This window comes from Bradyrhizobium sp. 44, assembly GCF_023073095.1.
Taxonomy (GTDB): Bacteria; Pseudomonadota; Alphaproteobacteria; order Rhizobiales; family Xanthobacteraceae; genus Bradyrhizobium.
In genome coordinates this window covers 124,227-137,192 of the sequence record NZ_JADPIY010000009.1, presented here as the reverse complement: position 1 = coordinate 137,192, position 12,966 = coordinate 124,227, and the positions used below count along the sequence as shown (strand labels likewise).

Genomic DNA, 12,966 nt, shown 5'->3' with positions numbered 1-12,966 from the left:
CCCGGCTCGCGCTGTTTCACGTGAAACCTATGCGATTGCTTTGGAAGTCTTCCGCGCTTCGCGGCGGAGATAGGCCGCAAGGATGCCGAGCGCGGCCGGCGTCATGCCGTCGATTCGGCCGGCCTGGCCAACGGTGAACGGCCGCGCCTTCTCCAGCTTGGCCCGCACCTCGTTGGAGAGACCGGGGATCTGCTGGTAATCGACGTCCGACAGCACCATCCCCTCGTCCCGCCTGAAGGCTTCCACATCGGCGCTCTGTCGCTCCAGATAGACATCGTACTTCGCGTCGATCTCGAGATGGGTGGCAATGACGGGATCAATGGCAGCGAGCTCCGGCCAGATCGCACGGACCTGACTCCAGCCGATGTCGGGATAGGCCATCAGCTCGAAGGCCGACCGCCGCTGACCGTCCCGGTTCAGGGTGAGACCCTGCTTGATGGCCTCGTTCGGGGTGATGGTCAGCGACTTCGAGAGCGCTCGAGCCGCATTCAGGGCGTCCATCTTGGCGCTATGATGCGCGATTCGGGCGTTGCCAACGCATCCCAGAGCGACGCCCTTCTCCGTCAAACGCTGATCGGCATTGTCCGCCCGCAATGTCAGACGATACTCAGCCCGCGAGGTGAACATCCGATAGGGTTCGCTGATGCCGCGGGTGACAAGGTCGTCGATCATGACGCCAAGATAGCCATCGGCCCGGTCGAACACCGTCAGCGCGGCGCCGCTCGCAGCCAATGCTGCGTTCAGCCCGGCAACGATGCCTTGGCCCGCAGCTTCCTCGTATCCGGTCGTGCCGTTGATCTGCCCGGCCAGGAACAAGCCGCGCAGACGCTTGGTCTGGAGGGTCGGATCGAGCTCACGGGGATCGATGTGGTCGTATTCGATGGCATAGCCCGGCCGGACCATCTGCACCCGCTCCAGGCCGGGAATGGTTGCGAGGATGGCGAGCTGGACTTCCTCCGGCAGCGAGGTCGAGATGCCGTTGGGATAGACGGTGCTGTCGTCGAGCCCTTCCGGCTCCAGGAAGATCTGGTGACCGTCGCGATCGCCGAAGCGAACGATCTTGTCCTCGATTGAGGGGCAATAGCGCGGTCCGGAGCTCTTGATCTGACCCGAGTACATCGGAGAGCGATGGACATTGGCCCGGATCACGTCGTGGGTGGCGGAATTGGTCCGGGTGATCCCGCACTGGATCTGTGGCGTCGTGATCCGCTCGGTCATCACCGAAAACGGCTCCGGAGGCTCGTCCCCCGGCTGCATCTCGACCGCCGTCCAGTCGATCGTCGTGCCATCCAGCCGCGGCGGGGTCCCTGTCTTGAGCCGCCCAAGGGTAAACCCCGCGCGCTCGAACGAGCTCGAAAGGCCCATCGCAGGCGCCTCGCCGACCCTGCCGGCCGGCCAGTTCTTCTCTCCGAGATGGATCAGACCGCGGAGGAAGGTGCCAGTGGTGACGACGACAGCCCCTGCCCGAAGTTCGCGGCCATCGGCCAGGCGCAGGCCGATCACCCGTCCCTCGACCACGATCAGCTCGTCCGCCTCGCCTTCGACCACGGAAAGACCCTCGGTCTCCCGGATCGCAGCCTGCATAGCTGCGGCATAGAGCTTCCGGTCCGCCTGCGCGCGCGGACCACGCACCGCCGGGCCCTTGCGGCGATTGAGGACGCGAAACTGGATGCCGCCCGCGTCGCCGACCCGGCCCATCAGACCATCGAGAGCGTCGACCTCGCGAACCAGATGGCCCTTGCCGAGACCGCCAATAGCGGGATTGCAGGACATCGCACCGATGGTGGAGAAACGGTGCGTCACCAGAGCGGTCTCCGCACCCATCCGGGCGGAGGCAGAAGCGGCCTCACAGCCGGCGTGGCCGCCGCCAATCACGATGACGTCGAAGCTCTCTCGCTCTGTTCGCATGGGCGGACTTCTAACTCACAGGCAGGGAAGCCGGAAGCGGAAACTGGAGAGGTAGTTGTTTCACGTGAAACGGTGCAAAGCGGACCCAAGGTCTTTTCGCGAAAACAACCCCATGCACAGTAGAGTGGCCCTTGGAAATGTCGTCGTTTTTGTGAGAGGAAAAGGGGTCACGAGGGGAAAAGGGTGGTCCGAAGGCAAAGACGGGTCGGCGATCGGACCGCGACGGCAGGACCGTACCCCAAGGCTTTCCGAGCGGACAGACGCAATCCAAGACCTTTCCGCGCACCCGCTCCCAAGGTGTTACCGCTTGCAGCGGGCCCCTGCGCGCAAACCAGCGACTTAGTCGATGAGTGTTTCACGTGAAACATCTTGAACCGAGCCGGTTCTGTTTCACATGAAACACCAAGAAGTGGAACAAAGGCTAGTTCTACAATGAAGAACTAGGGCTACTTTCCAACACAGAATTTCTGGAAAATCGCCCCCAGGACGTCCTCGACATCCACCCGACCCAGCAGCCGGCCCAAGGCATAGGCCGCAGCGCGCAGCTCTTCGGCGGCAAGCTCCTCGCCATCTTCTACTAGCTCAAGACTCCGGCGCAAGCTGTCCGCTGCCCGGCGCAGCAGATCCCGCTGCCGGGCTCGGGTCACCAACGCGCCCTCGGTCGTCCCGAAGAAGTCGGCAGCGAATTTCACCAGGGCATCGACCAGCTCGGGAATGCCGTCCCCCCGGCTCGCCGCAATTCCGAACGCACCGCCCGGGCCGACGTCCTCGACCCCGCCGAGATCGATCTTGTTGCGCACGATCCAGACCGAGCCGGAGCGGCTGCCTGCGTTGCCGGACGTCCCCAGCAAAGGGATCGCGGCCGGATCGACAGCGCGCCCCGCCTCCACCAGCCACAACACGAGGTCGGCGTCTTCGGCTCGGGCTCGCGCCCGGCGAACACCCTCCTGCTCCACCGGATCGTCGGTCTCACGAATGCCGGCGGTGTCGATCACCGTGACCGGATAGCCATCGAGATCGAGCTGCACCTCGATCACATCGCGTGTCGTGCCGGCATGCGGCGAGACGATCGCGACGTCGCGGCGCGCGAGCTGGTTGATCAGCGTCGACTTGCCGACGTTCGGCTCGCCTGCGATCGCAACCACCAGGCCGTCGCGCAAACGTTCAGCTTGTCCCTGTGCCGCAAGGACTTCTGCGATTTCGTCGTGCAGCGCACCGATCGCCTTGACCGCAGGCGCGATCAACTCGGCGGGTACATCGCCCTCGTCGGAGAAATCGATGCCGGCCTCGATCAAGGCCGAAGCCTCGATGATGCGCTCGCGCCAGTCGCGCGCGCGATTGCCGAGGAGACCCTGCAACTGCCGTAACGCCTGGCGGCGCTGGCGGTCGGTGTCGGCATGAATGAGATCGTCGAGGCCCTCCGCCTCAGTCAGGTCGAGCTTGCCGTTCTCGAAGGCGCGCCGCGTGAATTCGCCGGGCTCGGCAGCTCGCATATTCGGAATTACGGAAATTGTGGTAAACAGTGCGGCCAGCACCGCGCGGCCGCCATGGACGTGAAATTCGGCGACATCCTCGCCGGTCGCGCTGGCGGGCCCGGGAAACCACAGCACCACGGAATCGTCGATCGGCTGGCCGACACCGTCATGAATGAGTCGGCGGCTGGCCTGCCTCGGCGCCGGCAGCTTGCCCGCCAGCGTCGTCAGCACCAGGCTGGCGCCTGGCCCGGAGACGCGCACCACCGCGAGCGCGCTCGGCGGACGGCCGGACGACAGCGCAAAGATGGTCTGGTCTCGCGGATGCATGGCCTATTTGTCCGGCTGAAAGCGAAAAGGCAAACATCCGTTTCGGCAGACAAATCGCGCGATTTGCTGCACCAATTCCCGCAGCAAAGCCGATGTTGCGATGCAATAAATTCGTGAACATCTGCTGCAAGAACCGCTTCCAACGGAATAAGCAACGTCCATCGATCACTGTATTAGTGAATTATATCAATATTTTATGCGACGTCCGCTCCAAGCGACAGACGCCCCACAATGCTGCAGCTTCGTTGCAGCAAAGCCGCACAATGAAAAAGGGCGCCCGAAGGCGCCCTTTGATCATGCTGCACTGCAATCAGGTGTTCATCGAGTCGAAGAACTCGGAATTGCTCTTGGTCGAACGCAGCTTGTCGAGCAGGAAGTCGATACCATCCATCGTCCCCATCGGATTCAGGATGCGGCGGAGCACGTACATCTTCTTCAGGACCACCGGATCGGTGATCAGCTCTTCCTTGCGGGTGCCGGAGCGCGAAATGTCGATCGCCGGGAAGGTCCGTTTGTCCGAAACCTTGCGGTCGAGGATCAGCTCGGAGTTACCGGTGCCCTTGAACTCTTCGAAGATGACTTCGTCCATGCGGCTGCCGGTATCGACCAGCGCGGTCGCGATGATCGTCAGCGAGCCGCCTTCTTCGATGTTGCGGGCAGCGCCGAAGAAGCGCTTCGGCCGCTGCAGCGCGTTGGCATCGACACCGCCGGTCAGCACCTTGCCCGATGACGGCACCACGGTGTTGTAGGCACGGCCGAGACGCGTGATGGAGTCCAGCAGGATCACGACGTCGCGGCCATGCTCGACCAGACGCTTGGCCTTCTCGATCACCATCTCGGCGACCTGAACGTGGCGCACCGCCGGTTCGTCGAAGGTCGAGGAGACGACCTCGCCCTTCACCGAGCGCTGCATGTCCGTAACTTCTTCCGGACGTTCGTCGATCAGAAGCACGATCAGATAGCACTCGGGATGATTATGCGCGATCGAGTGTGCGATGTTCTGCATCAGCACGGTCTTGCCCGTGCGCGGTGGCGCGACGATCAGCGCGCGCTGGCCTTTGCCGATCGGCGCGACGATGTCGATCACCCTTGCAGACAGGTCTTTCCGCGTCGGATCGTCGATCTCCATGCGGAAGCGCTGATTCGGAAACAGCGGCGTGAGGTTGTCGAAATTGACCTTGTGCTTGGCCTTTTCCGGATCCTCGAAATTGAGCGTGTTGACCTTCAGCAGCGCGAAATAGCGCTCGCCCTCCTTCGGGCTGCGGATGTGGCCTTCGATGGTGTCGCCGGTGCGCAAGCCAAAACGACGGATCTGCGAGGGCGAAACGTAGATGTCATCCGGGCCCGGCAGATAATTCGCATCGGGCGAGCGGAGGAAGCCGAAGCCGTCGGAGAGAACCTCGACGACGCCTTCGCCGACGATGTCGGTCTCGGCGAGCGCAAGCTGCTTGAGGATGGCGAACAGCAGCTCCTGCTTGCGCATGGTGCTGGCATTCTCGACCCCATTCTCTTCCGCGAACGAGACGAGCTCGGCCGGCGTCTTCGACTTGAGGTCCTGGAGTTTGATTTCCCGCATTGGGGTGGTCCTGTGGGGTAACCTGGGAGGGGGGTGCGAGGAGGCTCTGAAATGCGGACGCGAAAAGGTAAGGTCCGCAGGTCTGGCAAGGAGAGCGCCGGTGAGGCTTCAAACCTGATGGGGTGTCCGGCCTCTGGAAAGCTCAGACACGACCACATCCGCCTGCGTTGGGTGGGATATCGCTAATATAGAAAATCGCCTCACACTCCGCAAGCAGAAGCACTGAGCGATTGTTCGCGGCCGCTGCCTAGAACGGCTTCACGATCACCATGATGACGATCAGAATCATCAAGGCAGTCGGTACCTCGTTGATAATCCGATAGAATTTCTGGCTCCGGGGGCGCCGGTCCGCCGCGAAATCCTTCAACCAGCGCGAAAAAAAGCCGTGGACCGCGGACATCGCCAGGACCAGTGCCAGTTTTACGTGCAGCCAGCCGAAAGTGAACCAGTGCCCGGCCCAGGCGAGATAAAGCCCGGCGAGCCAGGTCACGATCATGGCGGGGTTGATGATCGCCTTGAACAGCCGCCGTTCCATGATCTTGAACGTTTCCGACTGCTTCGAGCCGATTTCGGCCTCGCAATGATAAACGAACAGCCGCGGCAAATAGAGCATGCCCGCCATCCAGGAGATGACGGCGATCACATGCAGCGCCTTCATCCAGAGGTAGACGTCTTCAAACATGTCTGGGGTCCGGATTCCTGCCCAGCCGAGGGGAACGCTGGGGATAGTAAGGAGTCGTTAAGGTCTTGCCTGCACACATATCCGTCCGTAGCGCTCTTCTCCAATAAGAATCTTAGATTCTTAAGGTTTGAGTCTATGTGACGGTGAATTGGACTCACACATTTCCGTCCGCCCGTTCACACGCGCTTGTTCACATCCATCAACATATCCCTGATCGCTGTGGCGGCTTTCGATAAGTCGGTCAGCTTCAAAGGCTTGCGCGTTTCTGTCGGCAGCTTATCAAGAGGGTTATCGGCGCAATCCCGTTTCCCTTTCGGCAGGGCGTCGAAGTTGTTCTCAGGGGCAGTGGTGTGAAGAAAATTGGCACTTGTCCCGCCCCCGGTGTCGCACATCCCTTTCCAAGGGGTTAAGCTCCACAGAAATCCACAAACCACACCGGTTTCATACAAAGGGCTTTTGTGCCGACCTCGAGCAATTATTTCCATCTCCACCTCGTCTCCGACTCCACCGGTGAGACGCTGATCACGGTGGCGCGCGCCGTTGCCGCCCAGTACGCCAACGTGACCCCGGTCGAGCACGTCTATCCGTTGGTGCGCAGCCAGAAACAGCTTGATCGCGTGCTCGACGAGATCGAGGAAGCACCGGGAATCGTGCTGTTCACGCTGCTCGAGAAGGATCTGGTCGCCAGGCTCGAGGACAAGTGCAAGGGGATCAATGTTCCGAGCCTGTCGATCATCGGCCCGGTGATGCAGTTGTTCGAGGCGTATCTCGGAGCTGCCACGACCGGCCGGGTCGGCGCCCAGCACGTGCTCAATGCCGAATACTTCAAGCGCATCGACGCGTTGAACTACACGATGATCCACGATGACGGCCAGCATGTCGAAGGGCTCGATGATGCGGACGTGGTGCTCGTCGGCGTTTCCCGCACCTCCAAGACCCCGACCTCGATCTACCTCGCCAACCGCGGCATCCGCACGGCCAACGTGCCGCTGGTTCCAGGCATTCCGGTGCCCTCGCAACTGGAAACGTTGACGCGACCGCTGGTGGTAAGCTTGCATGCGACGCCCGAACGCTTGATTCAGGTGCGCACGAACCGTCTGCTCTCCATGGGCGCCGATTCCAGCAGCGACACCTATACCGACAAGCAGTCGGTCGCCGAAGAGGTCGCATTTGCCCGCAAGCTGAGCGCCAAGCACGATTGGCCGCTGCTCGACGTCACGCGGCGCTCGATCGAGGAAACCGCCGCGGCGATCATGAAACTCTATAGTGATCGCCAGCGTAACCGGCCTTCTGAATAGTCTCGTATGGTCTTGGGAGTAATTTTGGGATGGGTCTGTGGCTCGGCAAATCTTCGTTGATCCTGGCCTCGCAGAGCGGCGCACGAAAGATGCTGCTGGCCAATGCCGGGCTCGAGTTCAAGGCGATTACGGCCGATATCGACGAGCGCGGCATCCAGGCCGCCTCCGGGCTTGCTGGTCCGCGCGAGATTGCGTTGCTGCTGGCGCGCGAAAAAGCCAAGGCAGTCTCGGCCCATCACGCTGGAAGCACCGTCATCGGTGCGGATCAAACGCTGGCGCTTGGTGATCGCCTCTTCAACAAGCCTGCGGGCCGGGCCCAGGCGCTGGCGCAACTGCGCGATCTCTCCGGCCATAGCCATGAGCTGAATTCCGCGGTGGCGATAGCACGTAATGGTGAGATCATCTTCGAGGACGTCTCGGTCGCCCGCCTCACCATGCGGCAGATGACCGAGGCCGAGCTTTCGGCCTATCTCGACATCGCCGGCGATGCCGTCACCACCAGCGTCGGCGGCTATCAGCTCGAAAGCCTGGGCATCCATTTGTTCGAACGGATCGAGGGCGACCACTTCACCATTCTCGGTCTGCCGCTGCTGCCGCTGCTTGCGTTCCTGCGGCGCGAGCGGCTAGTTGCGGTGTGAATGTCAGAGATGGCTGGGCGCTGATGCGGATCCTGGGACTAACCGGCTCGATCGGGATGGGCAAATCCACCACCGCGAAGTTATTCGCGGAGGCCGGCGTCCCTGTCTACGATGCCGATGCGGCCGTCCATCAGCTCTATGAGGGCGAGGCTGCGCCCGCGATCGAGGCCGCCTTCCCCGGCACCACCGCGAACGGCAAGGTCGATCGGACAAAACTATCGGCGCGTGTGGTGCACGATGCTGCCGCCATCAAGCAGCTCGAGCAGATCGTTCATCCGATGCTCGGCGCTTCCCGGAAAAAATTCTTCGCCGACGCCGAAGCCGCCAACGCGCCGGTCGTGGTGCTGGACATTCCGCTGCTGTTCGAGACGGGTGGCGAGACGCGGGTCGATGCCGTGGTCGTGGTGACGACGTCTCCGGAACTGCAGCGCGAGCGGGTGCTGGCGCGCGGCACGATGGACGAGGCCAAGCTCGACGCCATCATCGCCAAGCAGACACCCGATGCGGAAAAGCGCAGGCGTGCCGATTTCGTGGTGGATACGTCGCATGGACTCGATCCAGTGCGCGCCCAAATCGCGCACATCCTCGCCGAGGTCGTTAAGATGCCGCAGCGGCGCGCCTGATTCGCCGCCTGACACGGCTTACTTGATCATGCGCGAAATCGTTCTCGACACCGAAACCACCGGCCTCGACCCGCTGCGGGGAGATCGCCTGGTCGAAATCGGCTGCGTCGAGATGCTCAATCGCATGCCGACGGGGCAGAGCTTCCACGTCTACATCAATCCCGAGAGGGACATGCCGGCAGAAGCCTTTGCGGTGCACGGGCTGTCGGCCGAGTTTCTGGCGACCAAGCAGCTGTTCCACGAGGTCGTCGACGATTTTCTGGAGTTCATCGGCGACGCGCCGCTGGTGATCCACAATGCCTCGTTCGACATCAGCTTCATCAATGCCGAGCTCGACCGGATCAAGCGCCCGGCCATCCCGCGCGAGCGGCTGGTCGATACGCTGCTGCTGGCACGGCGCAAGCATCCCGGCGTGTCGAACCGGCTCGACGATCTCTGCTCGCGCTATGCGATCGACAATTCACGCCGCACCAAGCACGGCGCGTTGCTCGACGCCGAGTTGCTTGCGGAAGTCTATGTGGATCTGGTCGGGGCGCGGCAATCGCAGCTGCTGCTGGCTTCAGAATCCGAGGAGACTCGCGCCAATGGGGCTGCCGATGCGCCTCGGCGGCAACGGCCGGCGCCGCTCACCCCGCGGATTTCAGATGCCGAGCGCGAGGCCCACCGGGCCTTCATCGCAACGCTCGGCGACAAGGCGATCTGGAACGAGTTTCTGCCCGCTCCAGCTGCCCCTTTGGCTGGTTAAGCCTGGCCGCTCGGCTGAGCGGCCATTTGCCGCTCCATGTTCTGGCGATAGAGGCCGACGAAATCGACCGGATCCAGCATCAAAGGCGGGAACCCGCCGTCGCGCACGGCAGTGGCGATGATCTCACGGGCGAACGGGAACAGCAGGCGCGGGCATTCGATCATGACCAGCGGATGCAAATTGTCCTTCGGCACGTTGGAGATGCGGAACACGCCGGCATAAGCGAGCTCGAACGAGAACATGATCTTGCCGGCGGTCTCGGCCTTGCCCTCGACCGACAACGTCACCTCGAACTCCTGTTCGCTGAGGTTGTTGGCGCTGACATTGATCTGGATGTTGATCTGGGGCGGCTGGCTCTGCTGCTGGAGCGAGCTGGGCGCGTTCGGATTTTCGAACGAGAGGTCCTTGGTATATTGCGCCAGGACGTTGAGCTGGGGAGCCTGGGCCGCCTCGGGAGGGGTGCCGTTACCGTTGGTCATAAGAGTGTCTCCTTACCCGATTGGGCTGAATTTCGCGGCGGTTGGCTAACATAGGGCTACCTCGTTCCACAAGGACGAACGGTCCCGGATGGGGAGTTCCGGCCACGCCCACAACTATGGCGTTCACCCCGTCGATCCTGCGTAACCGCGGCTTAAACGATTGAAGATGCGCGATTTCCGGGCAGGATCGGGTTTCCCCTTAAGCATAAAACGCGCTACACTCGGTGCTGTGCCAAAAGGCGCCATTGGCCGGGCAAGATTTCGTGCCTACATCCCACGGACCTGACGCGCGGACCCGAAATGGTGATGTAGACTTGCCGTTCCGGTATGGAACGGTCTACTGGCCGGATCGATTTTCCCGGCACGACCCTTTCGAACGGCCCCTTCTACAGACGACCAGAAAGCGAATACGACGTGGACATCTACACCATCATCTTCCTGGCGCTGGCGGTCTTCATCTTTCTGAGGCTGCGCAGCGTGCTGGGGCAGCGCACGGGCAACGAGCGGCCGCCGTTCGACCGCAACGCGCTCCAGGGTGCCCAGGACAAGAACGTCGTCACCATGCCGGGCAAGGTCATCGACCAGGCCCCCTTGGCGCCGACGGCCGAGCCGACCCCGCCCTCCGACCGCTGGAAGGGCCTGACCGAGCCGGGCACCGTGCTCGCCCAGGGTCTCGACTCCATTGTCGAAAAGGATTCCACCTTCGATCCGCGCCATTTCATCTCCGGCGCCCGCGGCGCCTATGAGATGATCGTGCTGGCCTTTGCCAATGGCGACCGCCGCGCGCTGCGCGACCTGTTGTCGTCGGAGGTCTATGAAAGCTTCGATGCCGCGATCAAGGAGCGCGAGAAGAACGAGCAGAAGACCGAAACGCGCTTTGTCTCGATCGACAAGGCCGAGCTCGTAGGCGCCGAGCTGCGCGACCGCACCGCCCAGCTCACGATCCGCTTCGTCTCGCAGATGATCTCGGCCACCCGGGACAAGGCCGGCAACATCGTCGACGGCAGCGCCGACACCGTCGCCGACATCACCGACATCTGGACTTTCGCCCGCGACATCACCTCTCGCGATCCGAACTGGAAGCTGGTTGGCACCGGAAGCGCGAATTAAGGCTTTCCTGAAGACCAGCGCGACGGCGCTTTGCGCAGGTGCCGTCGCGCTGTCGTCGTTTTCACTCGGCGCCGAGGCGGCGCGGCGCCACTATCGCAGCCATCACCATCATCTCCCGGAATTGCCTGCCGCGCCGCCGCGCGCCTTGCCGTATCCGCAGCTCCCGCTGCCGTTCGAGATTCCCGGCGCGCAATATCTGCCGCTGGCCTGGGCCGACGTGAAGGGCTGGGGCGATGACAATCATCTCGCCGCCTACAAGACCTTTCGCGCCAGCTGCCGTCCGATCAGCGCACAGACCGGCGCTCCCGAACCCAAGGCTTTGGGCGCCTCGCTGGCCGAACCCTGCCGGGTCGCCAAATCGCTCGAGGCTACCGACGACGCCAGCGCCAAAACCTTCTTCGAGGAGAATTTCGCGCCGCTGCGGATCTCGCGCCTCGGCGAGCCCGACGGTTTCGTCACCGGCTATTACGAGCCGGTGCTGGAGGGATCGCGCACGCAGACCGACGTCTACAACGTCCCGGTCTATCGCCGCCCGTCGAACCTTTTCGTGCGCGGCTACAAGCAGGATTCGGTCAGCCTGCCCAACAAGGGCCCGGTCTATCGCAAGATCGGCCGCCGCAAGCTCGTGCCCTATTACGATCGCGCCGAGATCGAGGACGGCAAGATCGCCGGCCGCGGACTCGAGATTGCCTGGCTGAAGGACCCGACCGATCTGCTGTTCGCCCAGATCCAGGGCTCGGCGCGGATCAAGTTCGACGACGGCGGCACGGTCCGGCTCAACTACGATGCCTATAACGGCTATCCCTATACGGCGGTCGGTCGCATCCTGATCGAGCGCGGCATCATTCCGAAGGAAGAGATGTCGATGCAGAAGATCAGGGAGTGGATGGCGCAGACCCCTGACGGCGCCAGGGAGCTGCGGCGCCAGAACCGCTCCTACATCTTTTTCCGCGAGGTCAATCTGTCCGACAAGGAGGAGGCGGTCGGTGCGCAAGGTATCCCTCTGACGGCCGGCCGCTCGATCGCGGTGGACAAATCGCTCCACGTCTACGGCACGCCGTTCTTCATCGAAGGCGAGCTGCCGATCGATTCCGAACGCGCGAAGACGCCGTTCCATCGGTTGATGATCGCGCAGGACACCGGCTCGGCCATCATCGGGCCCGCGCGCGCGGATCTCTATTTCGGCGCGGGTCAGGAGGCCGGCCGCGTCTCCGGGCGGCTGCGCCATGCCATGCATTTCGTGATGCTGGTGCCGAAGGCTGTAGATCCTACGGCGCGCGCCGCGCGGCTCCCCGTGCCGGACCCGCGGCCTTCGGAGAAGATCGCAAAACTGTTTCCGCAAACGGAGACCGCGAAGGACAAGCCGGCGGCAGCCGTGGCGCAAAGCACGAGCGAGACCGTCGCTGTCGCCGGTCCAGTCCCGCTACCGGTGCCGCGTCCCGTGATCGAGCCAGTTCAGGAGCCGCGGCGGCCGGTGAAAAATCGTTCCCATCGTCAGCAATGAAGCGATCGTCCCGTCCGCCCGTGCTGGAGCCTCGTCCCTCGACGCGCCGTCGCGCGCTGAGCGAGGAAGAGCGCGCGCTGTGGGACAACGTCGCCAAGCAGGTCAAGCCGCTGAGGAAGCATCGTGTCGCCAAGGTGCAGGCCGCACCGCGCACCGAGCCTTCCCCCGCAGCGCCCGCCACGCGGCCTGCGTCATCGCCACGTCCGATTGCCGCTGCTCCGGCACCGCGTGCAGCGAAGCCCGCGGTGCCGCCGCTGGCGCCGCTCGGCAAGCGCGAGCGCACAAAGCTGTCGCGCGGGCGCAGCGAGATCGAGGCGCGGCTCGATCTGCACGGCATGACCCAGATGCGCGCCCATCGCGCGCTGACCGGCTTCTTGCACCGCGCCCATCATGACGGCCTGACCTTCGTGCTCGTCATCACCGGCAAGGGCCGAAGCGGCGGCGAAAGCGGCGTGCTGCGCCGTCAGGTGCCGGAATGGCTGAGCCTGCCGGAATTCCGCGCCTTCGTCGTGGGGTTCGAGGAAGCAGGCATCGGCCACGGCGGCGAGGGCGCGCTTTACGTGCGGATCAGGCGGGCGAGATATTAGGGAGCATGATCCGG

13 protein-coding genes are annotated in these 12,966 nt (G+C 63.1%); 7 read left to right on the top strand and 6 right to left on the bottom strand.

Annotated features, from left to right (window positions below):
- Positions 1-27: 27 nt before the first annotated feature.
- The 5 genes from mnmG to IVB41_RS08715 form a co-directional block, all read right to left on the bottom strand.
- Positions 28-1,908, bottom strand: coding sequence for a tRNA uridine-5-carboxymethylaminomethyl(34) synthesis enzyme MnmG (gene mnmG / locus IVB41_RS08735; RefSeq protein WP_247429582.1), 1,881 nt, complete (start codon positions 1,906-1,908; stop codon positions 28-30).
- A 446-nt stretch (positions 1,909-2,354) separates the two neighbouring features.
- Positions 2,355-3,710, bottom strand: a complete 1,356-nt coding sequence (gene mnmE / locus IVB41_RS08730) for a tRNA uridine-5-carboxymethylaminomethyl(34) synthesis GTPase MnmE (RefSeq protein ID WP_247429577.1) — start codon at positions 3,708-3,710, stop codon at positions 2,355-2,357.
- Between the two features lie 310 nt (positions 3,711-4,020).
- On the bottom strand, positions 4,021-5,286 hold the full coding sequence (gene rho, locus IVB41_RS08725; RefSeq protein WP_007598612.1) for a transcription termination factor Rho: 1,266 nt from the start codon (positions 5,284-5,286) through the stop codon (positions 4,021-4,023).
- Positions 5,287-5,533: 247 nt separating this feature from the next.
- Complete coding sequence (hemJ, locus tag IVB41_RS08720; RefSeq protein WP_247357361.1) at positions 5,534-5,968, bottom strand: protoporphyrinogen oxidase HemJ; 435 nt, start codon at positions 5,966-5,968, stop codon at positions 5,534-5,536.
- A gap of 176 nt (positions 5,969-6,144) precedes the next feature.
- On the bottom strand, positions 6,145-6,360 hold the full coding sequence (locus tag IVB41_RS08715; RefSeq protein ID WP_247357362.1) for a hypothetical protein: 216 nt from the start codon (positions 6,358-6,360) through the stop codon (positions 6,145-6,147).
- A gap of 66 nt (positions 6,361-6,426) precedes the next feature.
- On the opposite strand from IVB41_RS08715, the gene IVB41_RS08710 reads away from it, so the two are divergent.
- The 4 genes from IVB41_RS08710 to dnaQ are packed head-to-tail and all read left to right on the top strand — an operon-like array spanning position 6,427 to position 9,272.
- On the top strand, positions 6,427-7,266 hold the full coding sequence (locus IVB41_RS08710) for a pyruvate, water dikinase regulatory protein (RefSeq protein WP_027514822.1): 840 nt from the start codon (positions 6,427-6,429) through the stop codon (positions 7,264-7,266).
- Between the two features lie 29 nt (positions 7,267-7,295).
- Positions 7,296-7,904, top strand: a complete 609-nt coding sequence (locus IVB41_RS08705) for a Maf family nucleotide pyrophosphatase (RefSeq protein WP_247429572.1) — start codon at positions 7,296-7,298, stop codon at positions 7,902-7,904.
- Positions 7,905-7,927: 23 nt separating this feature from the next.
- On the top strand, positions 7,928-8,527 hold the full coding sequence (gene coaE / locus IVB41_RS08700; RefSeq protein ID WP_247430181.1) for a dephospho-CoA kinase: 600 nt from the start codon (positions 7,928-7,930) through the stop codon (positions 8,525-8,527).
- A 28-nt stretch (positions 8,528-8,555) separates the two neighbouring features.
- Positions 8,556-9,272: a DNA polymerase III subunit epsilon gene (gene dnaQ / locus IVB41_RS08695; RefSeq protein ID WP_018459637.1), complete on the top strand. Its 717-nt coding sequence runs from the start codon at positions 8,556-8,558 to the stop codon at positions 9,270-9,272.
- Here the strand turns inward: dnaQ and secB are convergent.
- Positions 9,269-9,751, bottom strand: coding sequence for a protein-export chaperone SecB (gene secB, locus IVB41_RS08690; RefSeq protein ID WP_007598595.1), 483 nt, complete (start codon positions 9,749-9,751; stop codon positions 9,269-9,271). The genes dnaQ and secB overlap by 4 nt on opposite strands.
- Before the next feature lie 414 nt (positions 9,752-10,165).
- On the opposite strand from secB, the gene IVB41_RS08685 reads away from it, so the two are divergent.
- From IVB41_RS08685 to IVB41_RS08675, 3 genes are read left to right on the top strand one after another with little or no spacing between them, the layout of a single operon-like run.
- Positions 10,166-10,861: a Tim44/TimA family putative adaptor protein gene (locus IVB41_RS08685; protein WP_027566245.1), complete on the top strand. Its 696-nt coding sequence runs from the start codon at positions 10,166-10,168 to the stop codon at positions 10,859-10,861.
- Entirely contained in the window at positions 10,839-12,365 is a 1,527-nt protein-coding gene (locus tag IVB41_RS08680) for a murein transglycosylase A (protein ID WP_247429518.1), read from the top strand. Before IVB41_RS08685 ends, IVB41_RS08680 begins: the two co-directional genes overlap by 23 nt.
- Complete coding sequence (locus IVB41_RS08675; RefSeq protein WP_247357365.1) at positions 12,362-12,952, top strand: Smr/MutS family protein; 591 nt, start codon at positions 12,362-12,364, stop codon at positions 12,950-12,952. Before IVB41_RS08680 ends, IVB41_RS08675 begins: the two co-directional genes overlap by 4 nt.
- The last annotated feature ends 14 nt before the right edge of the window (positions 12,953-12,966 follow it).